Source organism: Pseudomonas sp. LBUM1664, assembly GCF_059695895.1.
Map to the genome: position 1 here is coordinate 2,429,086 of NZ_CP166791.1, position 19,598 is coordinate 2,448,683.

Sequence of the window (19,598 nt, forward strand, 5' to 3'; positions counted from 1 at the left end):
GGGTGGCTGCAGGATTTGCATCCACCACAAATCTCCTGTGGGAGCGAGCCTGCTCGCGATAGCGGTGGGTCAGCTTGCATTAATGTCGAATGTGCCGGCCTCATCGCGAGCAGGCTCGCTCCCACAGGGTGGTGAGGTGATTATTAGCGCGGACAAACAAAAACGCCCGGCATCAGCCGGGCGTTTTGTATTGACTTGTTAGCGAGCGCGGTAAGTGATGCGCCCTTTGCTCAAGTCATAGGGCGTCAGCTCGACGCGCACTTTGTCACCGGTAAGAATACGAATGTAGTTCTTGCGCATCTTGCCGGAGATATGCGCGGTTACGACGTGCCCATTTTCCAACTCCACACGAAACATGGTGTTGGGCAGGGTGTCGACGACAGTGCCTTCCATTTCGAAGCTGTCTTCTTTCGACATGCAGTAAAGCCCTCGGTATCCAGTGAATGGCCCGGTGCAACTGCGCCAGGCAAAAGCGGCGTGCATTGTGCCCGAAAAAGGGGGGGCAAGCCAAGGGGTTCTAACTAAGGACAACCCATCGCTGGTTAATCAGCAGTTCGATGGGCCGATATTGGGTCTTGTAATTCATTTTTTTGCAGTTCTTGATCCAGTATCCCAGGTACACCGCTTCGAGCCCCAGGCGCCGCGCTTCGTTGATTTGCCAGAGAATGGCGAAACGTCCCAGGCTGCGTCGTTCTTCGTCCGGCTCATAGAAGGTGTACACCGCTGAAAGCCCGTTGGGCAGCAAGTCGGTAACGGCAATGCCCAGCAGTCGTCCTTCAAGGCGGAATTCATAGAAGCGCGAAAACGGCAGATCGCGCACCAGAAAGGTCGAAAACTGATCTCGACTGGGCGGGTACATGTCGCCGTCGGCGTGGCGCTGCTCGATATAGCGTTGGTACAGGTCGAAATATTCCTCGCTGAACTGCGGCTTGGCCGGCCGGACCTGAAGATCGGCGTTGCGCTTGAAAATACGTTTCTGCTGGCGATTGGGCGTAAATTGCGCCACGGGAATGCGTGCCGGTACGCATGCATTGCAATGCTGGCAATGGGGGCGGTAGAGGTGATCGCCACTGCGACGAAAGCCCATCTCCGACAGGTCTGCGTAGACGTGCACATCCATGGGCTGGCTAGGGTCGAGGAATAGCGTCGTGGCCTGCTCCTCTGGCAGGTAACTGCAAGAGTGGGGCTGAGTGGCATAGAACTTCAAGCGCGCCAACTCGGTCATGATCAACCCTCGGATAAGCTGTAAATCTAAGTGTAAGCCAGGAGCGCGAATGTCGCTCAGCAAACCCAGGTTGCGTGGTTGGGTTGGTCCAGATGCGCCTTGAGATAGCCAGCGAACGTCGCGCGGGGGATCGAGCGGGCGCCCAGGCTGTGCAGGTGCTCAGTGGGCATCTGGCAGTCTATAAGCACAAAACCGGCTGCCTTGAGGTGTTGGACCAAAGTCGCGAAGCCGAATTTCGATGCGTTGTCGGCGCGGCTGAACATCGATTCGCCAAAAAACAGCTGCCCCATGGCCAGGCCGTACAGGCCGCCCACCAGCAGGCCTTGGTCCCAGACCTCCACCGAATGGGCGAAGCCACGCCGATGCAGTTCCAGATAGGCGGCTTGCATGGCCTCGGTGATCCAGGTGCCTTCAGCATAGTCCCGCGGCGCGGCGCAGGCGTTGATGACTGCCGCAAAGTCTTTGTCGAACGTCACTTTGTAGCGCTGCTTGCGCAGAAGTTTGCTCAGGCTGCGGGATACATGCAATTCGTCGGGAAATAGCACCGTGCGTGGATCCGGTGACCACCACAAGATGGGTTGACCCTCGGAGAACCACGGGAAGCAGCCGTGGCGATAGGCCTGGATCAGCCGATCTGCGGACAGATCGCCTCCGGCGGCCAGCAGCCCGTTCGGGTCGCGCATGGCTTTTTCCAGAGGTGGGAAATCGAAAGAGTTGCGTTGTAACCAGGTCAGCATTGTTATCCAGCTTGCAGAAGGGGAGGGCGCAGAGGGCCTACATACATACAAGCGAGCCCGCCTAAAGGTTAACCGTCAAACGGCAGGGATGTCATCGAGATACTTCTGCGCATCGAACGCGCTTTCAATGTCGGTCGCAGGTGTAGGGTGCCGCCGTCGCCGATGGGCTGTGTTGCAACTTGGCGGTGTGGATAGGGTCGTAGACAATCTGTGTGTCGAAGCGCTCGGCGTGCCGCTGCATGCGTTCCGTCAGCACTGGGCTGGCCAGGTCTTCGGCATCGCCGGGCCGGAGCCGGGATGATCAAGCGTGAATGCTTCACTTCGCTCATAAAAAACACCTCATAAGCCTTTGTCACAAAAGAGAATGCATGCTCCAATTGACACCTGTGCACCCTATTTCTGGCTATGCCGTAACCATGCGTGCGGGCAATGCCTTGGGGCTGACAAACCCGTACAATGCTTGAGTTTTGAACGCAGGATGGGCTAAAGATCGAATCTTCGGCAACACCCTGTGGTTTTCTGGATGCAGGTCACAGTGGTAAAAGTAGTACCGGTTGTGCACATTCACTTTTTTTACCTGCTTGTCATGAGCAGTTTTTTTAGTCATTCAACAGATGGACGCGCCATTGGCGCAGGAAAAGAAGCGTTTTGAAGAAATCCACCGCAGCACCCAAAACAGTCGTTCCGCTCTGGCGCCAGCAACTGCACTACCGGCTCAAGGAAGGTGCGTTGATCGCCATCGGTGCCTTGTGCCTGTTCCTGATGATGGCCCTGCTGACCTACGGCAAGGACGACCCGGGCTGGAGCCATAACAGCAAGATCGACGACGTGCAGAATTTCGGCGGTCCGGCCGGTTCCTACAGCGCCGACATCCTGTTCATGGTGCTGGGCTATTTCGCCTACATCTTCCCGTTGCTGCTGGCGATCAAGGCGTATCAGATCTTCCGCCAGCGCCACGAGCAGTGGGAATGGAGCGGTTGGCTGTTTTCCTGGCGCCTGATCGGCCTGGTGTTCCTGGTGCTGTCCGGGGCCGCGCTGGCCCATATCCATTTTCATGCGCCCACCGGTCTGCCGGCCGGGGCGGGCGGTGCGCTGGGGGAAAGCCTCGGCGATCTGGCCAAAAATGCCCTGAACATCCAAGGCAGCACACTGCTGTTCATTGCCCTGTTCCTATTTGGCCTGACCGTGTTCACCGACCTGTCGTGGTTCAAGGTCATGGACGTCACCGGCAAGATCACCCTCGACCTGATCGAACTGATCCAGGGCGCCATGAATCGCTGGTGGGCGGCGCGCACCGAACGCAAGCAATTGGTGGCGCAACTGCGTGAAGTGGACGATCGGGTCCACGACGTGGTGGCCCCGACGGTCCCGGACAAGCGCGAGCAGGCCAAGGTCAAGGAGCGTCTGATCGAGCGTGAGCAGGCCCTGAGCAAGCACATGTCCGAGCGTGAAAAACAGGTGCCACCGGTCATTACCATGGCGCCGACCAAGGCGCCGGAGCAGAGCAAGCGCGTACAGAAAGAGAAACAGGCGCCGCTGTTCGTCGACAGCGCGGTGGAGGGCACCTTGCCGCCGATCTCGATCCTGGACCCGGCCGAAAAGAAACAGCTCAACTATTCCCCCGAATCCCTGGCGGCCGTCGGCCATCTGCTGGAAATCAAGCTCAAGGAATTCGGTGTCGAGGTTTCGGTGGATTCGATTCACCCGGGCCCGGTCATCACTCGTTACGAAATTCAGCCGGCCGCTGGCGTGAAGGTCAGCCGTATCTCCAACCTGGCCAAGGACTTGGCGCGCTCCCTGGCGGTGACCAGCGTGCGGGTGGTGGAAGTGATTCCCGGCAAGACCACCGTAGGCATCGAGATTCCCAACGAAGACCGGCAGATCGTGCGTTTTTCCGAAGTGCTGTCGACGCCTGAGTATGACAACCACAAATCGCCGGTCACCCTGGCCCTGGGCCACGACATCGGCGGCAAGCCGGTCATCACCGACCTTGCGAAAATGCCCCACCTGCTGGTGGCCGGTACTACCGGTTCCGGTAAGTCGGTGGGTGTGAACGCGATGATCCTGTCGATTCTGTTCAAGTCCGGCCCGGAAGACGCCAAGCTGATCATGATCGACCCGAAAATGCTTGAGCTGTCGATCTACGAAGGCATCCCGCACCTGCTGTGCCCGGTGGTCACCGACATGAAGGACGCCGCCAACGCCTTGCGCTGGAGCGTCGCCGAGATGGAACGCCGCTACAAACTGATGGCGAAGATGGGCGTGCGTAACCTGTCCGGCTTCAACGCCAAGGTCAAGGAGGCCGAAGAAGCCGGCACGCCGCTGACCGACCCGCTGTACCACCGCGAAAACATCCACGATGAAGCGCCGCTGTTGCACAAGCTGCCGACCATCGTGGTGGTGGTGGACGAATTCGCCGACATGATGATGATCGTCGGCAAGAAGGTTGAAGAACTGATCGCCCGTATCGCCCAGAAAGCCCGGGCGGCCGGTATCCACCTGATTCTTGCCACCCAGCGGCCTTCGGTGGATGTGATTACCGGTCTGATCAAGGCCAACATTCCGACCCGCATGGCATTCCAGGTATCGAGCAAGATCGACTCCCGGACCATCATCGACCAGGGCGGTGCCGAGCAGTTGCTTGGGCACGGTGACATGCTTTACATGCCGCCGGGCACCAGCCTGCCGATCCGTGTTCACGGCGCGTTCGTGTCCGATGACGAAGTGCATCGCGTGGTGGAGGCCTGGAAGTTGCGTGGCGCCCCTGAATACAACAACGACATCCTCGCCGGTGTCGAAGAAGCCGGCAGCGGTTTCGAGGGCGGCAGTGGCGGTGGCGACGATGATGCTGAAACCGATGCGCTCTATGACGAAGCGGTGCAGTTCGTCCTCGAAAGCCGCCGGGCCTCGATTTCCGCCGTTCAGCGCAAGCTGAAGATCGGCTACAACCGCGCCGCACGCATGATCGAAGCCATGGAAATGGCCGGGGTCGTGACGGCCATGAACACCAACGGCTCGCGCGAAGTACTGGCGCCGGGCCCGATGCGCGATTAACGACCTGAGCGGCCTGGCGACACGCCGCTCGACCTTCCACCCTTCATGAGGACTCCCATGCGCCTGATTCGCATGTTGCTGTTGCCCGTACTGGCCCTGACCACCTTGTCGGCCCATGCCGATGAAAAGGACGTGGCTCGCCTGACCCAGTTGCTGGAACGTTCCCAGACGCTGACCGCGCGCTTCTCCCAACTGACCCTCGACGGCAGCGGCACCCAGTTGCAGGAAACCGCCGGCGACATGGCCCTGCAGCGTCCGGGCCTGTTCTACTGGCACACCGATGCGCCGGCTGAACAACTGATGGTGTCCGATGGCAAGAAAGTTTCCTTGTGGGACCCGGACCTGGAGCAGGTCACCATCAAGACCCTCGACCAGCGTCTGACCCAGACCCCGGCGCTGTTGCTTTCGGGTGATATTTCCAAAATCAGCCAGAGCTTCGACATCAGCTCCAAAGAAGCGGGTGGCGTGATTGACTTCACCCTCAAGCCCAAGACCAAGGACAGCCTGTTTGACAGCCTGCGCCTGTCGTTCCGCAACGGCCTGGTCAATGACATGCAACTGATCGACAGCGTCGGCCAGCGCACCAATATCCTGTTCACCGGGGTCAAGGCCAACGAGCCGATCGCTGCGTCCAAGTTCAAGTTCGACATCCCCAAGGGTGCGGACGTGATCCAGGAATAAACGCAGAGCCCTTGTGGGAGCAGGCTCGCTCCCACAAGGGGGCGGCGGTGTTCAATTGTTTGATTGATCGGCAACAGGACCCAGTGGAGGTTGCATAAGCAGTGATGGACCTGTTTCGAAGCGCTCCGATTGCCCAGCCATTGGCCGCTCGCCTGCGCGCGGCCAACCTGGATGAGTACGTCGGCCAGGAGCATGTGCTCGCCCGTGGCAAGCCCCTGCGCGAAGCGCTGGAGCAGGGCGCGCTGCATTCGATGATTTTCTGGGGGCCGCCGGGTGTGGGCAAGACCACCCTGGCTCGGCTGCTGGCAGAAGTCTCGGACGCTCATTTCGAAACGGTTTCGGCGGTGCTGGCCGGGGTCAAGGAAATCCGCCAGGCGGTGGAAGTGGCCAAGCAGCAGGCCGGGCAGTACGGCAAGCGCACCATCCTGTTCGTCGACGAAGTGCACCGTTTCAATAAGTCGCAACAGGACGCGTTCCTGCCCTACGTCGAAGACGGCACGCTGATTTTCATCGGTGCAACCACCGAAAACCCCTCGTTCGAACTCAACAACGCCTTGCTGTCCCGGGCTCGGGTCTATGTGCTCAAGAGCCTCGACGAGGCGGCGATGCGCAAGCTGGTGCACCGGGCGCTGACCGAAGAGCGTGGCTTGGGCAAGCGCCAGCTGAGCCTCAGCGATGAAGGCTTCCAGATGCTGTTTTCTGCCGCCGATGGCGATGGCCGGCGGTTGCTCAATCTGCTGGAAAACGCCTCGGACCTGGCCGAAGACAATAGCGAGATCGGCGTCGAGCTGCTGCAAAGCCTGCTGGGCGATACCCGCCGACGCTTCGACAAGGGCGGCGAAGCGTTTTACGACCAGATTTCGGCGCTGCACAAATCCATACGTGGCTCCAATCCCGACGCTGCCTTGTACTGGTTTGCGCGAATGATCGACGGCGGTTGCGATCCGTTGTACCTGGCGCGACGAGTGGTGCGCATGGCCAGTGAGGACATCGGGAATGCCGATCCGCGGGCCCTGAGCCTGTGCCTGGCGGCCTGGGATGTGCAGGAGCGCCTCGGCAGCCCTGAAGGCGAGCTGGCCGTGGCCCAGGCCATCACTTACCTGGCCTGCGCGCCGAAAAGCAATGCGGTGTACATGGGCTTCAAGGCGGCGATGCGCAGCGCCACCGAGCACGGTTCCCTTGAAGTGCCGTTGCACCTGCGTAACGCGCCGACCAAGCTCATGAAACAGCTGGGCTACGGCGATGAATACCGTTACGCCCATGACGAACCGGACGCTTATGCCGCCGGTGAAGACTATTTTCCCGAAGAACTCGAGCCCCAGCCGTTCTATCAGCCAGTGCCCCGTGGCCTTGAGCTGAAGATCGGCGAGAAGCTCAATCACTTGGCGCAACTGGACCGGATGAGTCCACGGCAGCGGAGAAAACCTTGATCCCCTTGATTCTTGCAGTCTCCGCTGGCGGTATCGCTGGTACGTTGTTGCGCTTCGCGACCGGCAACTGGGTCAACGCAAATTGGCCTCGGCACTTCTATACCGCGACGCTGGCCGTTAATATCGTGGGCTGTCTGCTGATCGGCGTTCTATACGGTCTGTTTTTGATTCGCCCGGAAGTGCCCATCGAGGTGCGCGCGGGGCTGATGGTCGGCTTTCTTGGCGGCCTGACGACTTTTTCATCCTTTTCACTGGATACGGTGCGCCTGCTCGAAAGCGGGCAGGTGCCGCTGGCCCTGGGCTACGCGGCCATCAGCGTATTCGGCGGGCTGCTCGCCACCTGGGCCGGCCTGTCCCTGACCAAACTTTGATAACGAGAGACCGACATGCTCGATTCCAAACTGTTACGTAGCAACCTTCAGGACGTAGCGGACCGCCTGGCATCCCGTGGCTTTGCCCTGGACGTCGCGCGCATCGAAGCGCTGGAAGAACAGCGCAAGACCGTCCAGACCCGCACCGAAGCCCTGCAGGCTGAACGTAACGCGCGCTCCAAGTCCATCGGTCAGGCCAAGCAGCGCGGCGAAGACATCGCGCCGCTGATGGCTGATGTCGAGCGCATGGCGGGCGAGTTGAATGCCGGCAAGGTCGAGTTGGATTCGATCCAGACCGAACTCGATTCGATCCTGTTGGGCATCCCGAACCTGCCTCACGAATCGGTGCCGGTGGGTGAAGACGAAGAGGGCAACGTCGAGGTGCGCCGCTGGGGTACGCCCAAAGCGTTCGATTTCCCGGTGCAGGACCACGTGGCCCTGGGCGAGAAGTTCGGCTGGCTGGACTTCGAAACCGCCGCCAAGCTGTCGGGTGCCCGTTTTGCCCTGTTGCGCGGGCCGATTGCCCGTCTGCATCGCGCCCTGGCGCAGTTCATGATCAACCTGCACGTCACCGAGCACGGCTATGAAGAAGCCTACACCCCGTACCTGGTCCAGGCGCCAGCCTTGCAGGGCACGGGTCAGTTGCCGAAGTTCGAAGAAGACCTGTTCAAGATCAGCCGCGAAGGCGAAGCCGACCTGTACCTGATCCCGACCGCCGAAGTGTCGCTGACCAACATCGTGGCGGGCGAGATCATCGACGCCAAGCAACTGCCGATCAAGTTCGTTGCCCACACGCCGTGCTTTCGCAGCGAAGCCGGGGCGTCGGGCCGTGATACCCGCGGCATGATCCGCCAGCACCAGTTCGACAAGGTCGAGATGGTGCAGATCGTCGAGCCGTCGGTGTCCATGGAAGCGCTGGAAGGCCTGACCGCCAACGCCGAGAAGGTTCTGCAACTGCTGGAACTGCCGTATCGCACCTTGGCGCTGTGCACCGGCGACATGGGCTTTAGCGCGGTCAAGACTTACGACCTGGAAGTCTGGATCCCGAGCCAGGACAAGTACCGCGAGATTTCGTCGTGTTCCAACTGCGGTGACTTCCAGGCCCGTCGCATGCAGGCGCGTTTCCGTAACCCGGAAACCGGCAAGCCGGAACTGGTCCATACCCTCAATGGCTCCGGCCTGGCGGTGGGTCGTACCCTGGTGGCGGTGCTGGAAAACTACCAGCAGGCCGACGGCTCGATCCGTGTGCCCGAAGTGCTGAAACCGTACATGGGCGGCATCGAGGTCATCGGTTAAATGGACTATTTGCCACTGTTCCACAACCTGCGCGGCAGCCGCGTGCTGGTGGTTGGCGGCGGGGAGATTGCCTTGCGCAAGTCCCGTCTGCTGGCCGATGCCGGTGCGCTGCTGCGGGTGGTCGCACCCGAGATCGAACCGCAGTTGCGGGAACTGGTCAGTGGCAGCGGTGGTGAATGTGTCCTGCGCGGTTACCTTGAGGCGGACCTGGACGGCTGCGGCCTGATCATCGCCGCCACCGACGACGAGCCGCTCAACGCTCAGGTCTCGGCCGATGCCCATAAGCGTTGCGTGCCGGTCAACGTGGTGGACGCGCCGGCTTTATGCAGCGTGATCTTCCCGGCGATTGTCGACCGCTCACCGTTGGTGATCGCGGTCTCCAGCGGCGGCGATGCGCCGGTGCTGGCGCGGCTGATCCGGGCCAAGCTGGAAACCTGGATTCCTTCGACTTATGGGCAACTGGCCGGGCTGGCGGCGCGTTTTCGCAGCCAGGTCAAAGGCCTGTTTCCGGACGTGCAACAACGTCGGGCGTTCTGGGAAGAGGTGTTCCAGGGCCCGATTGCCGACCGGCAACTGGCCGGGCAGGGCGCCGAGGCCGAGCGCTTGCTGCGCGAGAAGATCAATGGCCAGGCGCCGAACGCGCCGGGCGAAGTCTATCTGGTGGGCGCCGGGCCGGGTGATCCGGACCTGCTGACCTTCCGCGCCCTGCGCCTTATGCAGCAGGCGGACGTGGTGCTATACGATCGCCTGGTGGCTCCGGCGATTCTGGAACTGTGCCGGCGTGACGCCGAGCGGGTTTATGTTGGCAAGCGTCGCTCCGAGCACGCCGTGCCTCAGGATCAGATCAACCAGCAATTGGTGGACCTGGCCCGACAAGGCAAGCGCGTGGTGCGGTTGAAGGGTGGCGACCCCTTCATCTTCGGTCGCGGCGGTGAAGAGATCGAAGAACTGGCGGCCCATGGCATCCCGTTCCAGGTCGTTCCGGGCATCACCGCCGCCAGTGGTTGCGCGGCTTACGCCGGGATCCCGCTGACCCATCGCGACTATGCTCAGTCTGTGCGTTTCATCACCGGCCACCTCAAGGACGGCACCAGTGACCTACCGTGGGCAGACCTGGTATCCCCGGCCCAGACACTGGTGTTCTACATGGGGTTGGTGGGGCTGCCGATGATCTGCGACGAGCTGATCAAACACGGTCGCGCTGCGGATACGCCAGCGGCGTTGATCCAGCAAGGCACGACGTCTAACCAGCGGGTGTTCACCGGCACCCTGGCGGACTTGCCGCGGCTGGTGGCCGAACACGAAGTGCATGCGCCGACGCTGGTGATCGTTGGAGAAGTGGTGCAACTGCGCGAAAAACTGGCGTGGTTTGAAGGGGCTCAAGGGCAGGTCTAAGACCGAGTCGCCCCCAATCGCGAGCCTGCTCGCGATGGGGCCTTCAGCTGCAACGAAGAAGTAGGATCAGCCCCGGTCTCCAAGCCAAATCCCTTTCCCACTCAACCTCTCCCGATCATGGGCAACCATGAAGTCCTGCTTCGGCCCCTTGGGTACGATCCCATTGGGATTGATGGTCTTGTGGCTGCCGTAGTAATGACCCTGGATGTGGGTGAAGTCCACCGTCTCTGCAATCCCCGGCCACTGATACAACTCCCGCAACCAGTTCGACAGGTTCGGGTAGTCGGCGATGCGCCGCAGGTTGCATTTGAAATGGCCGAAATACACCGCATCGAAGCGGATGATCGTGGTGAACAGCCGGATATCGGCCTCGGTCAGGTATTCGCCGACCAGGTAACGCTTGGTCCCTAGCAACGCCTCCAGTCGGTCCAGTTCGGCAAACAGTGCGTCGAACGCTTCTTCATAGGCCGCTTGGGCGGTGGCGAATCCGGCGCGGTAGACGCCATTGTTCACTGCTGGGTAGATGCGCTCGTTCAGCGCATCGATATCGTGGCGCAAATGCTCGGGACAGAGATCCAACCCATTGCCGGTCAGCCCGTCGAAGGCGCTGTTGAACATGCGGATGATTTCCGCTGATTCGTTGTTGACGATGAGCTGTTGCTGTTTGTCCCACAGCGCCGGCACGGTGACGCGGCCGGTGTAATCCAGCGTGTCGGCGGTGTAGCGCTGGTGCAGGAAGCTCAGGTTATTCAGCTTGTCACCGGTGGAGCCGTGAGTCTTGTCGAACGTCCAGCCGTTTTCCAGCATCAGGTAGCTGACCACCGAGACATCGATCAGCGCTTCCAGACCCTTGAGCTTGCGAAAGATCAGCGTGCGATGGGCCCAGGGGCAGGCCAGGGACACATACAAATGGTAGCGCCCGGCCTCGGCGGCAAACCCGCTGTCGCCCGTGGGGCCGGCGCTGCCGTCGGTGGTGATCCAGTGGCGGCGTTGCGCCTGTTCGCGCTGGAACGTGCCGTCCTTGCTTTCATACCACTGATCCTGCCAGCGGCCTTCGACTAACAAACCCATCTCGATCTCCTCGGCCAACAAACGTTGGAGACGAGTCTATTCCGATAGGTTCGAACAAAAAGCGCAAAGGTTGGGCGTTAATGATCGGTTAAATCGAACGGTCCCGGGCATCCCAATATTGCCGGGCCTTGTCGAACGCTTCCTCGCGGGCCAAACCCAGGCCGCGCAAGGCCAGGGCCATGGTGGCGATCAACGCAAGTTGCGGGTAGCTGTCTTCCACGTCGCCGCGCCAGATGGCTTTCAAGTGCTCGGGGTCGAGGTTGTCCGGTTTGACGTGGCGCTGCTCGGCCAGGCGCGACCATTCTTCGTCCCAACTGGCGCCGGCAGTGGTGCCGTACAAGTGGCTGTCGGCGTCCGGGTTGATCTCGATCTCGCCACCGTCGCCCTTGATCACGATGGTGGTGTCACCCAACAACCCGCTGGCATCGCGATGTACCGCCTGATAGCCAGGGTGGAAAATACTTTGCAGCCCGCAACGGGCTCCCAGTGGGTTGAGAATCCGCGCCAGGGAATGGATCGGCGAGCGCAGGCCCAGGGTGTTGCGCAGGTCGATCATGCGTTGCATTTGCGGCGCCCAGTCCACCAGCGGCATGAAGGCCAGGCCGCCGTTGTCCAGTGCGGTGCCGACCTGCTGCCAGTCGCGGCACAACGGGATGTTCAAAAAACCTAGCAACTGCTCGGTATAGAGCCGGCCCGCCGTATGAGCGCCGCCGCCGTGCATGAAGATCCGCATGCCGTTCTGCCCAAGGCACTTGGCTGCCAGCAGGTACCAGGGCAGGTGACGCTTCTTGCCGGCGTAAGTCGGCCAGTCGAGATCCACCGTCAACGCCGGGACGTCCAGGCGTTCACGCAGGGCTTCGGTGAAGCCGGCCATTTCCTCGGCGCTTTCTTCCTTGTGCCGCAACAGCATCAGGAAGGCACCGAGCTGGGTGTCCTCGACCTTGTCGTCCAGCACCATGCCCATGGCCTCACGGGCTTCTTCGCGGGTCAGGTTGCGGGCGCCGCGCTTGCCTTTGCCAAGGATGCGCACGAATTGAGCGAACGGATGTTCGGCCGGGGTTTCAAGGGTCAGCGATGGGAAGTCGGTCATAAGCAATTCGTCGGTTTGGGCAGGCCCGCCAGCTTGGCGGCGAGTTTGGCGGGAGTGCCTTTGAACAATCGGTTCAGGTGCAGGCTGTTGCCCTTGTCCGCGCCCAGTTTCAGCGCCGTGTACTTGATCAGCGGCCGAGTAGCGGGAGAGAGCTGGAATTCATCGTAGAAGCCGCGCAGCAGTTGGAGGATCTCCCAGTGCTCGGGGCTCAACTCGATGTCTTCGGCACCCGCCAGGGCAGTGGCCACGTCGGCGGACCAGTCGTTAAGGTCGGCCAGGTAGCCGTCCTTGTCCAGCGCAATGGCGCGTTCGCCCACGTTCAGCACGTTCATAGCCAGGTGTTGACCTTGTCATGCTCAATCGACAGCTCGACGAAGGCCGGGTAGTCGATGGCCTCGGCCCATTTAGGCACTTGCAAGGCTCGGGCCTGAACGTCTTCGGTGAGAACGAACAGCTTCAGGCCACTGACCTGCAACGCTTCAAATGGAACAGTGCCTGGTTGCAACGCGTAAGTCGCGTCGCCGCACAGCAGCAGTGCATCCTGGGCCCCCAGTACCCGCAGGCAACTGGCGAGGCGGTTATCGCTGAAGGGTGAATGAGACAACACATGCAAAGTCGACATCAGAGGGTGATCACTTGGTCGTAACGGTCAATGAGCGCGGCGATGTCCGGTGCGCTCAGCACTTTCATGTCGCCCAGGGCCAGGGCATCGGTGGCGACACCGCGTTCGGCGGCACTGTCGGCGCAGACGAAAAGGTCTTCGACGCTGAACATCGGCAACGCCTGCAAATTCGCGCTCAGGTCCTTTTGCTGGACAGCCTTGGCGTTCTGTCCGACGGCGAGCTGAAACACACCGTCATCGAGAAACAACAGGCCGATGGGCAGATCGAACGCGCCGCCGGCCAGCACGATGTCCAGCGCTTCACGGGCGCCGGGACCCGACCATGGGGCCTGGCGGCTGATGAGCAATAACGACTTGGCCATTACGCGCCTCCAAAACAGATCAGACGGTCGGCGTCCTGGATCGCATCGTGCAGCTGACCCAGGCCGGACAAGGCCCAGGGTGCCTCGACGCTGACCGCCGAACGTTGGTAGCGCTGGGCTTCTTCAGCGTTCAACGCGCCACGCCGCAACGCCGCTGCGATGCAAACCACGCCGTCGAGCCGGTTGTCGCTGACAAAAGCGCGCCATTGCTGCGGCAGGTCCTGTTCGTCCTGAGGCGTGACGACGCTGCTGGCGGCGTTATAGACGCCGTCCTGATAGAAAAACAGCCGCACGATTTCATGCCCGCCCGCCAGCGCGGCTTGGGCAAACAGCAAGGCCCGGCGCGAGGAGGGCGCATGGGCGGCGGAAAACAGCGCGATGGCGAACTTCATGACAGACTCGATCAGCAAAACTGCGGCCATAATAAAGCTTTATGGGCGGGGGGGCGATTGCCAGGAAAGGGTCGAGACCCTATGGCGAGGGAGCTTTCTTCCTCGCCACAGGGGCTCAATGTTCGTTTTTGAGTCCGTGCAACTCGCAATATTCTGCCCATTCCATTCCCGCCATCTCTGCCACTTCCTTGTGCACTTCCATGCGCTGGGCCTGGTAGTCCAGGGGCGAGGTAGCGGTCAGTTGCAGGGTCAGCTCCCAGGCGAACAGGCCCAGGCGCTCGGCCTCGGCTTCGAACGCCTCATGCAACCGCTCAGCGCGATACTGCGCGGCTGTCTCGCCTTTGGCCTGGGCCAGCAGCGGGTTGAGGTTGTCCAGTTCGACGCGCAGCTCGGGGCGCTCATCGAGAAATTTTTCCAGGGCTCGTTCATATTGCTGTTCGGTTGCCGCCATGGTCACTCCTTGGCTGATGAAGACTGTTTCTTGCTGGCCTTGGCCGCAGCCGCCAGGCACTCAAGGGCAAACTGTTCGGTGTAGGTCATCTGGATCGGTGTGGTTTCGCCCTTGACGGTGCGTTCGCCGTCGAGGATGTAGCGAATCCGCTTGTCGGTGACGCCGATTCGCTTGGCGATCCAGGCCGGTGTCTGGCCGATCTGGCTGATCAGTTTGTCAGCGTATTCGGCGGTGGGTTTGTAGAACTCTGCGTTAGGTGTCATGGGTTGTTCCGCGATGGCAGGTGGCAATGGCGCGACAGGTTGCGCGAATCGTCGGCCGATGTCGCGTGTAAATTTCAGTAAAGCAGCACGAAGGCTTGGGCCGCAGTGCTACAGTTCGATTTTTTTCTCGATGAGTGAACGCAATGCGAATGTTGATGGTGGCCGTGGCCGCAACCGTGCTGGCCGGCTGCGTAAGTTCGGCAATGAACCAGGCCCGGACCCAGGCTCCTTACAAGACGCTGACTTCGGACAAGCCGGAGCAGGTCGTGGCTCAGTGCGTGCAATTTTCCTGGCAGGACGAAGCGGTGTTCGGCGTCGATGCCGGCGCTTACCTGCAACCTGGCAAGAAAGGTGGCTCGACGGTGTACACCCGCTCGGCTGAATCGTTTGTCGATGTGGAAACCAACGGCACTGGCACGGCGTTGAGCTACTACGCCCAGCATGACGATTTTGTGGCCAAGCGCCGGTTGGCGGCGTTGGCGACTTGTCTGTAAGCGGCTAGACCGAGGTGCCTGCCATCGCGAGCAGGCTCGCTCCCACAGGGTTTGCGTTTCAATCGGCATTAGCCAGGCGTTTCTGGAAGAAGAAACGCTTGTGGCCCGGTGGGTAATCGCTGATCTCACCGATTTCGGTGAAACCGTGTTTCCTGTAGAACTCCGGCGCCTGAAAGTCGAAGGTGTCCAGCCAGATGCCCACGCAGTTCTTCTCCCTGGCCAGGTCTTCGGCCATCTGCATCAATGCCGAACCCGTGCCTTGGCCACGGGCCTGGTCCGGCACCACCAGCAGTTCGATATAAAGCCAGCGGAAAAACACGCGTCCGTAGAGCCCGCCTACTATGGCGTCGCTGTGTTCGTCGCGCACCAGCCAGGCGACGAGTTCGGGCGCCGATCCGCCGGTCTTGGCCGTGTTGTAGGCCCGTAGCGGGGCGAGGATGGCTTGGCGTTCTTCGTCGGTAGGGGTGTCCGTGCGTTCGATTCGTAGCGTCATCGGCGATGTCCTTTTGCAGTAAAAGATGAGCTGCACGAGCCTATCCCAAAGGAGGCCGTGGCGTAACCCGGCCGACGGGGAACAGGCGCATTACGCAAACCGGGCCATACTGCCTAATGCTCTTGACGCGATCCCCGACCTTTAAGCCAAGAAGAAACCGACTCATGAAGTTCGAATCCTTTGCCCGGACGCTCGTTGCCACGTCGCTGACCCTCAGCTGTCTGTACGCGCAGGCCGCCTCCCAGGCCCCGGTCGCTGCCGAGAACGGCATGGTGGTCACTGCCCAGCATCTGGCGACTCACGTAGGCGTCGACGTGCTCAAGAGCGGTGGCAATGCCGTGGATGCGGCGGTGGCGGTGGGCTATGCCTTGGCGGTGGTGTATCCCGCGGCGGGTAACCTGGGCGGTGGCGGGTTCATGACCCTCCAACTGGCCGATGGTCGCAAGACGTTCCTGGATTTCCGCGAAAAGGCCCCTCTGGCCGCCACGGCTGACATGTACCTGGACAAGGACGGCAACGTCGTTCCCGATCTCAGCACCCGTGGGCACCTGGCGGTGGGCGTGCCCGGCACCGTATCCGGCATGGAGCTGGCGTTGCAGAAGTACGGCAGCAAACCCCGCGCCGAACTGATCGCCCCGGCCATCCGGTTCGCCGATGAAGGCTTCACCCTGGAGCAGGGTGATGTCGATCTGCTGGACACCGCTACCGACGTTTTCAAGAAAGACATGCGCGACTCAGGCGCCATCTTCCTGCACAACGGCGAGCCGATGCAGGTTGGCCAGAAACTGGTACAAAAAGACCTCGCCAAGACCCTGCGGGAAATCTCCGCCAAGGGCGCCGATGGCTTCTATAAAGGCTGGGTCGCCGATGCCCTTGTCACTTCCAGCCAGGCCAACAAAGGCATCATCACCCAGGCCGACCTGGACAAATACAAGACCCGCGAACTGGCCCCGGTGGAATGCGACTACCGCGGCTATCACATCGTCTCGGCGCCGCCGCCCAGTTCCGGTGGGGTGGTGCTGTGCCAGATCATGAACATCCTCGACGGTTACCCGATGAAGGATCTGGGTTTCCATTCGGCCCAGGGCATGCACTATCAGATCGAAGCCATGCGCCACGCCTACGTGGACCGCAACAGCTACCTGGGTGATCCGGACTTTGTGAAGAACCCCATCGACCATCTGCTGGACAAAAACTACGCCGCCAAACTGCGGGCCGCGATCGACCCGCAAAAGGCCGGCGACTCGCAGAAAATCAAACCCGGCGTGGCACCCCACGAAGGCAGCAACACCACTCATTACTCCATTGTCGACCAGTGGGGCAACGCCGTTTCCGTCACCTACACCCTCAACGACTGGTTTGGCGCTGGCGTGATGGCGAGCAAGACCGGGGTGATTCTCAACGATGAAATGGACGACTTCACCGCCAAGGTCGGCGTACCTAACATGTACGGCCTGGTGCAAGGGGAAGCCAACGCCATCGCGCCGGGCAAGGCACCGCTGTCGTCCATGAGCCCGACCATCGTCACCAAGGACGGCAAGACCGTGATGGTGGTGGGGACGCCGGGCGGTAGCCGCATCATTACCGCGACATTGCTGACCATCCTCAACGTGATCGACTACGGCATGAACCTTCAGGAAGCCGTCGACGCGCCACGTTTCCACCAGCAGTGGATGCCGGAGCAAACCAATCTGGAAACCTTCGCTGCCAGCCCCGACACGCAAAAGATCCTGGAAAGCTGGGGGCATAAGTTCGCCGGCCCACAGGACCCCAACCACATTGCCGCGATCCTGGTAGGCGCGCCGTCCTTGGGCGGCAAACCGGTGGGCAAGAACCGCTTCTATGGCGCCAACGACCCACGCCGCAACACGGGGTTATCGTTGGGTTATTAATTTTCTGCGGGTGGCCGACGGTCTGCTCGCCACTCCTGTGTTCGCAGGGCAATGGCTTAATGGTTCACGTCACCCTCAAGGCGCGCCAAACATCATCGTCCAGTAAATCCCCGCATCACTGCGTGAGTCGCTGGCGTAGGCCGCGCCAACCTGGGTGAACATCGGATTCATCAGGTTGGCGCAGTGCCCGGGGCTGGCCAGCCAATCTTGCATGGCCTGGCTGGGTGAGCCTTGTCCAGCAGCGATGTTCTCGCCGATCTGGCGGCCACGAAAGCCAGCGCCTTTGGCGCGGTCAGCGGCGGAACGGCCGTCCGGGTCGCGATGGGCAAAATAGTTGTCACGGGCCATCGCCCGACTGTGCCCCTGGGCGGCAGTCCCGAGTGCGGCGTTCCAGCTCAGCGGTCGGGCCGCGGCGAAGCGCTGACGACCACACAGCCGAGGCTTGGCCCGCGCCGCGTTGACCTGGGCCAGCCACGTCTTGTCTGCTGAAGCCGCGTCGCTCACCCGGGCGCCACCCATGGGCTGCGCCAGGACCACTCGCCATTCATCACCGACACGGTTGACGCCGATGTCGGTGTACTGATTATCCAGCAGCGCTGCGCAGTGCTCGTCCGCCAACATGTCGAACGCTTCTTCGGCGTCCCGTGCGTCAGTCAGGCGGATGCTGCGCACGGTCATGGCCAGATAGCCGGCACCTTTCAAACTTTCCCGCAGGGCACCGCGAAAGGCGATCGGCAAGGCCAGGTTCGAGCGCAGCATCAGTGGCGGCGCGGCGCGCAACGTACGCCACTCACAACGCTGGGACTGGCTACGGTAGTCGTTGATGGCGTGCACCAATTGCCCTTCGCCCCGGGCATGGGCGCAGTTAGCGAATAGAGGAAGCAGGGTTAAGAGGCAAAGCGAAGCGAAGCGGCGAGAGCGAACAGTGTGGCGCATGGGACGAACGGCTCGGAAGGGGAGGAGCAGCTTTAAGCGCCAAGCTTGAAGCTGCAAGCCTGGAGCGGATCAACCCTGGGAAATGCCTCGCTGTGGGTTCGCGACGTTTTCAGGGCTGGGGTAGGACTGTGGGTTTGAAAACAAGTTTCAGGGGGGCGGGGACTTATCTGTGGGCGTGTGCAAGACCATTGTGGCCAACAGATGGACTAGCTGCGTCCAGCCGATTCAGCCACAGGCGCTTTAACCCGTTCAACCTTGCGATAGGTCAGCAGCACGATGCCGGTGACCACGATCGCGCCGCCGATCACCTGGCCCGGGTTGAGCATCTGGTCCAGCACCAGCCAGCCGATCAGCAGGGTCGCCAGTGGTTCGATGTTCATCACCGGGGCGTTGCGTGGCATGTCCAGGCGGGGCACGGAAATGAACAGTACGATAAACCCGGTGCCGTAGAGCACCACCAGGGTCGCCAGGGCGAACCAGCCGGTGCTGGTGGCCGGCAGGTCGAAGCCGCCGGGGAGGGCGCCGGTCAGGCCAGCGAGGTTGACGCTGCTGAAGACGATAAAGATCGTCAGCAGGCTGCGCACCGAGCCGCGCACCTGGGACAGCTTGTGGTCGGTGATCCACAGCGCGCAAGCGAACACACAGGCGGCGCAGAAGGCCAGGCCAACACCCATCAGCCACTGCGGGCCGACGCTTTGTCCCGACGATAGCCGGGCCGGTACTTCCAGCACGAACACCAGCCCCAGCAGAATCATCGCCATCAACGCGGCGGTGCGTGCGGTGGGGCGTGGCCCGCCGAGCGCCCAGGTCAGCAACGCCAGCAGGATCGGAAAGACGTTACCCACCAAAAGCGCCAGCGCCACTGGCACTCGGGCCACGGCTGAGTACAGGCACAGGCTCTGGGCGGCGATCAACAGTCCCAGTGTCAACTGCCAACGCCAGGCTCCCGTTGGCAGGCGCAGGTTCTGGCGTTGCCACAGCACCATTGCGGCCAATACCAGCAAGGTCCCGCCCGAGCGCAGCAGGATCGCCAGTAACACACCGGCACCGTCATCGAATGCCGCCCGCGCGGCGACATGGTTACCGGCGAAGGCACACCCCATGCACAGCAGAACGAGCACCGCGAGGTGGCGTGGTAACGGGGTGGGGGTGTTGTGTACAGCGGTGGGGCGGGTCATGGCAGGATGTCTCAAAGGCGGACCGCCGAAGTAAGACGTCTCGGACGGTTATTATAGTTATAGGTTGTCGTACAACTTGATTGGATTTGTACCGTATAGGGTTCAAAGAGACAAGTACCCAAATTGCGACGACCTTTTACCTGCGCATCGCGATCCTTCAGAAGA

At 61.3% G+C, this 19,598-nt stretch carries 22 protein-coding genes and 1 pseudogene; 8 read left to right on the top strand and 15 right to left on the bottom strand.

Features of this window, described 5'->3' with window-relative positions:
* Window positions 1–198 precede the first annotated feature (198 nt).
* The 4 genes and pseudogenes from infA to ACA047_RS11430 form a co-directional block, all read right to left on the bottom strand.
* Entirely contained in the window at window positions 199–417 is a 219-nt protein-coding gene (infA, locus tag ACA047_RS11415; RefSeq protein WP_002553999.1) for a translation initiation factor IF-1, read from the bottom strand.
* A 100-nt stretch (window positions 418–517) separates the two neighbouring features.
* Window positions 518–1,225 carry an arginyltransferase gene (locus tag ACA047_RS11420; protein WP_497359282.1) on the bottom strand — a complete coding sequence of 236 codons (708 nt, stop codon included), beginning with the start codon at window positions 1,223–1,225 and terminating at the stop codon, window positions 518–520.
* Between the two features lie 56 nt (window positions 1,226–1,281).
* The gene (aat, locus tag ACA047_RS11425) at window positions 1,282–1,962 is read right to left on the bottom strand and encodes a leucyl/phenylalanyl-tRNA--protein transferase (RefSeq protein ID WP_497359283.1); all 681 of its coding nucleotides are present in this window, start codon (window positions 1,960–1,962) and stop codon (window positions 1,282–1,284) included.
* 133 nt (window positions 1,963–2,095) lie between these two features.
* A pseudogene (locus ACA047_RS11430) lies at window positions 2,096–2,248 on the bottom strand (thioredoxin-disulfide reductase); the annotation flags it as partial.
* A 362-nt stretch (window positions 2,249–2,610) separates the two neighbouring features.
* On the opposite strand from ACA047_RS11430, the gene ftsK reads away from it, so the two are divergent.
* The 6 genes from ftsK (at window position 2,611) to cysG (ending at window position 10,189) form a co-directional block, all read left to right on the top strand.
* The gene (gene ftsK / locus ACA047_RS11435) at window positions 2,611–5,016 is read left to right on the top strand and encodes a DNA translocase FtsK (RefSeq protein ID WP_497359284.1); all 2,406 of its coding nucleotides are present in this window, start codon (window positions 2,611–2,613) and stop codon (window positions 5,014–5,016) included.
* A gap of 57 nt (window positions 5,017–5,073) precedes the next feature.
* Complete coding sequence (gene lolA / locus ACA047_RS11440; RefSeq protein ID WP_497359285.1) at window positions 5,074–5,697, top strand: outer membrane lipoprotein periplasmic chaperone LolA; 624 nt, start codon at window positions 5,074–5,076, stop codon at window positions 5,695–5,697.
* Between the two features lie 104 nt (window positions 5,698–5,801).
* Window positions 5,802–7,127 carry a replication-associated recombination protein A gene (locus tag ACA047_RS11445; RefSeq protein ID WP_497359286.1) on the top strand — a complete coding sequence of 442 codons (1,326 nt, stop codon included), beginning with the start codon at window positions 5,802–5,804 and terminating at the stop codon, window positions 7,125–7,127.
* Window positions 7,124–7,498, top strand: a complete 375-nt coding sequence (gene crcB / locus ACA047_RS11450; protein WP_497359287.1) for a fluoride efflux transporter CrcB — start codon at window positions 7,124–7,126, stop codon at window positions 7,496–7,498. Before ACA047_RS11445 ends, crcB begins: the two co-directional genes overlap by 4 nt.
* Before the next feature lie 15 nt (window positions 7,499–7,513).
* The gene (serS, locus tag ACA047_RS11455) at window positions 7,514–8,794 is read left to right on the top strand and encodes a serine--tRNA ligase (protein WP_497359288.1); all 1,281 of its coding nucleotides are present in this window, start codon (window positions 7,514–7,516) and stop codon (window positions 8,792–8,794) included.
* The gene (gene cysG, locus ACA047_RS11460; protein ID WP_497359289.1) at window positions 8,795–10,189 is read left to right on the top strand and encodes a siroheme synthase CysG; all 1,395 of its coding nucleotides are present in this window, start codon (window positions 8,795–8,797) and stop codon (window positions 10,187–10,189) included.
* Window positions 10,190–10,255: 66 nt separating this feature from the next.
* On the opposite strand, the gene ACA047_RS11465 is transcribed toward cysG, so the two are convergent.
* From ACA047_RS11465 to ACA047_RS11500, 8 genes are all read right to left on the bottom strand, one after another.
* Window positions 10,256–11,260 (bottom strand): glutathione S-transferase family protein, encoded by a 1,005-nt coding sequence (locus tag ACA047_RS11465; protein ID WP_497359290.1) that lies wholly within the window; start codon window positions 11,258–11,260, stop codon window positions 10,256–10,258.
* An 88-nt stretch (window positions 11,261–11,348) separates the two neighbouring features.
* The gene (locus ACA047_RS11470; protein WP_497359291.1) at window positions 11,349–12,350 is read right to left on the bottom strand and encodes a glycosyl transferase family protein; all 1,002 of its coding nucleotides are present in this window, start codon (window positions 12,348–12,350) and stop codon (window positions 11,349–11,351) included.
* Window positions 12,347–12,682, bottom strand: a complete 336-nt coding sequence (locus ACA047_RS11475) for a TusE/DsrC/DsvC family sulfur relay protein (protein WP_497359292.1) — start codon at window positions 12,680–12,682, stop codon at window positions 12,347–12,349. The genes ACA047_RS11470 and ACA047_RS11475 overlap by 4 nt, the downstream gene beginning before the upstream one ends.
* Window positions 12,679–12,972 carry a sulfurtransferase complex subunit TusB gene (gene tusB, locus ACA047_RS11480; RefSeq protein WP_497359293.1) on the bottom strand — a complete coding sequence of 98 codons (294 nt, stop codon included), beginning with the start codon at window positions 12,970–12,972 and terminating at the stop codon, window positions 12,679–12,681. Before tusB ends, ACA047_RS11475 begins: the two co-directional genes overlap by 4 nt.
* Window positions 12,972–13,334 carry a sulfurtransferase complex subunit TusC gene (gene tusC, locus ACA047_RS11485; protein WP_497359294.1) on the bottom strand — a complete coding sequence of 121 codons (363 nt, stop codon included), beginning with the start codon at window positions 13,332–13,334 and terminating at the stop codon, window positions 12,972–12,974. The genes tusB and tusC overlap by 1 nt, the downstream gene beginning before the upstream one ends.
* The gene (gene tusD / locus ACA047_RS11490) at window positions 13,334–13,726 is read right to left on the bottom strand and encodes a sulfurtransferase complex subunit TusD (protein ID WP_497359295.1); all 393 of its coding nucleotides are present in this window, start codon (window positions 13,724–13,726) and stop codon (window positions 13,334–13,336) included. Before tusD ends, tusC begins: the two co-directional genes overlap by 1 nt.
* 115 nt (window positions 13,727–13,841) lie before the next feature.
* On the bottom strand, window positions 13,842–14,177 hold the full coding sequence (locus ACA047_RS11495; protein WP_497359296.1) for a DUF6388 family protein: 336 nt from the start codon (window positions 14,175–14,177) through the stop codon (window positions 13,842–13,844).
* A gap of 2 nt (window positions 14,178–14,179) precedes the next feature.
* Window positions 14,180–14,440: a hypothetical protein gene (locus ACA047_RS11500; protein ID WP_497359297.1), complete on the bottom strand. Its 261-nt coding sequence runs from the start codon at window positions 14,438–14,440 to the stop codon at window positions 14,180–14,182.
* Window positions 14,441–14,583: 143 nt separating this feature from the next.
* On the opposite strand from ACA047_RS11500, the gene ACA047_RS11505 reads away from it, so the two are divergent.
* On the top strand, window positions 14,584–14,934 hold the full coding sequence (locus ACA047_RS11505; protein ID WP_497359298.1) for a hypothetical protein: 351 nt from the start codon (window positions 14,584–14,586) through the stop codon (window positions 14,932–14,934).
* A gap of 58 nt (window positions 14,935–14,992) precedes the next feature.
* Here the strand turns inward: ACA047_RS11505 and ACA047_RS11510 are convergent, their stop codons facing one another.
* Window positions 14,993–15,427 carry a GNAT family N-acetyltransferase gene (locus tag ACA047_RS11510; RefSeq protein ID WP_497359299.1) on the bottom strand — a complete coding sequence of 145 codons (435 nt, stop codon included), beginning with the start codon at window positions 15,425–15,427 and terminating at the stop codon, window positions 14,993–14,995.
* Window positions 15,428–15,591: 164 nt separating this feature from the next.
* Between ACA047_RS11510 and ggt the strand changes: the two genes are divergently transcribed.
* On the top strand, window positions 15,592–17,319 hold the full coding sequence (gene ggt / locus ACA047_RS11515) for a gamma-glutamyltransferase (protein ID WP_497359300.1): 1,728 nt from the start codon (window positions 15,592–15,594) through the stop codon (window positions 17,317–17,319).
* A gap of 75 nt (window positions 17,320–17,394) precedes the next feature.
* On the opposite strand, the gene ACA047_RS11520 is transcribed toward ggt, so the two are convergent.
* A complete protein-coding gene (locus ACA047_RS11520) occupies window positions 17,395–18,255 on the bottom strand; it encodes a CAP domain-containing protein (protein ID WP_497359301.1) in 861 nt (286 codons plus the stop codon).
* Between the two features lie 206 nt (window positions 18,256–18,461).
* Complete coding sequence (locus ACA047_RS11525; RefSeq protein ID WP_497359302.1) at window positions 18,462–19,433, bottom strand: EamA family transporter; 972 nt, start codon at window positions 19,431–19,433, stop codon at window positions 18,462–18,464.
* Window positions 19,434–19,598: the final 165 nt, after the last annotated feature.

What these genes read in the sequence shown, in the direction of transcription:
- infA (WP_002553999.1), bottom strand. Translation starts at nt 417, where the DNA reads ATGTCGAAAGAAGACAGCTTCGAAATGGAAGGCACTGTCGTCGACACC.
- ACA047_RS11420 (WP_497359282.1), bottom strand. Translation starts at nt 1,225, where the DNA reads ATGACCGAGTTGGCGCGCTTGAAGTTCTATGCCACTCAGCCCCACTCT.
- aat (WP_497359283.1), bottom strand. Translation starts at nt 1,962, where the DNA reads ATGCTGACCTGGTTACAACGCAACTCTTTCGATTTCCCACCTCTGGAA.
- lolA (WP_497359285.1), top strand. Translation starts at nt 5,074, where the DNA reads ATGCGCCTGATTCGCATGTTGCTGTTGCCCGTACTGGCCCTGACCACC.
- ACA047_RS11445 (WP_497359286.1), top strand. Translation starts at nt 5,802, where the DNA reads ATGGACCTGTTTCGAAGCGCTCCGATTGCCCAGCCATTGGCCGCTCGC.
- serS (WP_497359288.1), top strand. Translation starts at nt 7,514, where the DNA reads ATGCTCGATTCCAAACTGTTACGTAGCAACCTTCAGGACGTAGCGGAC.
- cysG (WP_497359289.1), top strand. Translation starts at nt 8,795, where the DNA reads ATGGACTATTTGCCACTGTTCCACAACCTGCGCGGCAGCCGCGTGCTG.
- ACA047_RS11465 (WP_497359290.1), bottom strand. Translation starts at nt 11,260, where the DNA reads ATGGGTTTGTTAGTCGAAGGCCGCTGGCAGGATCAGTGGTATGAAAGC.
- ACA047_RS11470 (WP_497359291.1), bottom strand. Translation starts at nt 12,350, where the DNA reads ATGACCGACTTCCCATCGCTGACCCTTGAAACCCCGGCCGAACATCCG.
- ACA047_RS11475 (WP_497359292.1), bottom strand. Translation starts at nt 12,682, where the DNA reads ATGAACGTGCTGAACGTGGGCGAACGCGCCATTGCGCTGGACAAGGAC.
- tusB (WP_497359293.1), bottom strand. Translation starts at nt 12,972, where the DNA reads ATGTCGACTTTGCATGTGTTGTCTCATTCACCCTTCAGCGATAACCGC.
- tusC (WP_497359294.1), bottom strand. Translation starts at nt 13,334, where the DNA reads ATGGCCAAGTCGTTATTGCTCATCAGCCGCCAGGCCCCATGGTCGGGT.
- tusD (WP_497359295.1), bottom strand. Translation starts at nt 13,726, where the DNA reads ATGAAGTTCGCCATCGCGCTGTTTTCCGCCGCCCATGCGCCCTCCTCG.
- ACA047_RS11495 (WP_497359296.1), bottom strand. Translation starts at nt 14,177, where the DNA reads ATGGCGGCAACCGAACAGCAATATGAACGAGCCCTGGAAAAATTTCTC.
- ACA047_RS11500 (WP_497359297.1), bottom strand. Translation starts at nt 14,440, where the DNA reads ATGACACCTAACGCAGAGTTCTACAAACCCACCGCCGAATACGCTGAC.
- ACA047_RS11505 (WP_497359298.1), top strand. Translation starts at nt 14,584, where the DNA reads ATGCGAATGTTGATGGTGGCCGTGGCCGCAACCGTGCTGGCCGGCTGC.
- ACA047_RS11510 (WP_497359299.1), bottom strand. Translation starts at nt 15,427, where the DNA reads ATGACGCTACGAATCGAACGCACGGACACCCCTACCGACGAAGAACGC.
- ggt (WP_497359300.1), top strand. Translation starts at nt 15,592, where the DNA reads ATGAAGTTCGAATCCTTTGCCCGGACGCTCGTTGCCACGTCGCTGACC.
- ACA047_RS11520 (WP_497359301.1), bottom strand. Translation starts at nt 18,255, where the DNA reads ATGCGCCACACTGTTCGCTCTCGCCGCTTCGCTTCGCTTTGCCTCTTA.
- ACA047_RS11525 (WP_497359302.1), bottom strand. Translation starts at nt 19,433, where the DNA reads ATGACCCGCCCCACCGCTGTACACAACACCCCCACCCCGTTACCACGC.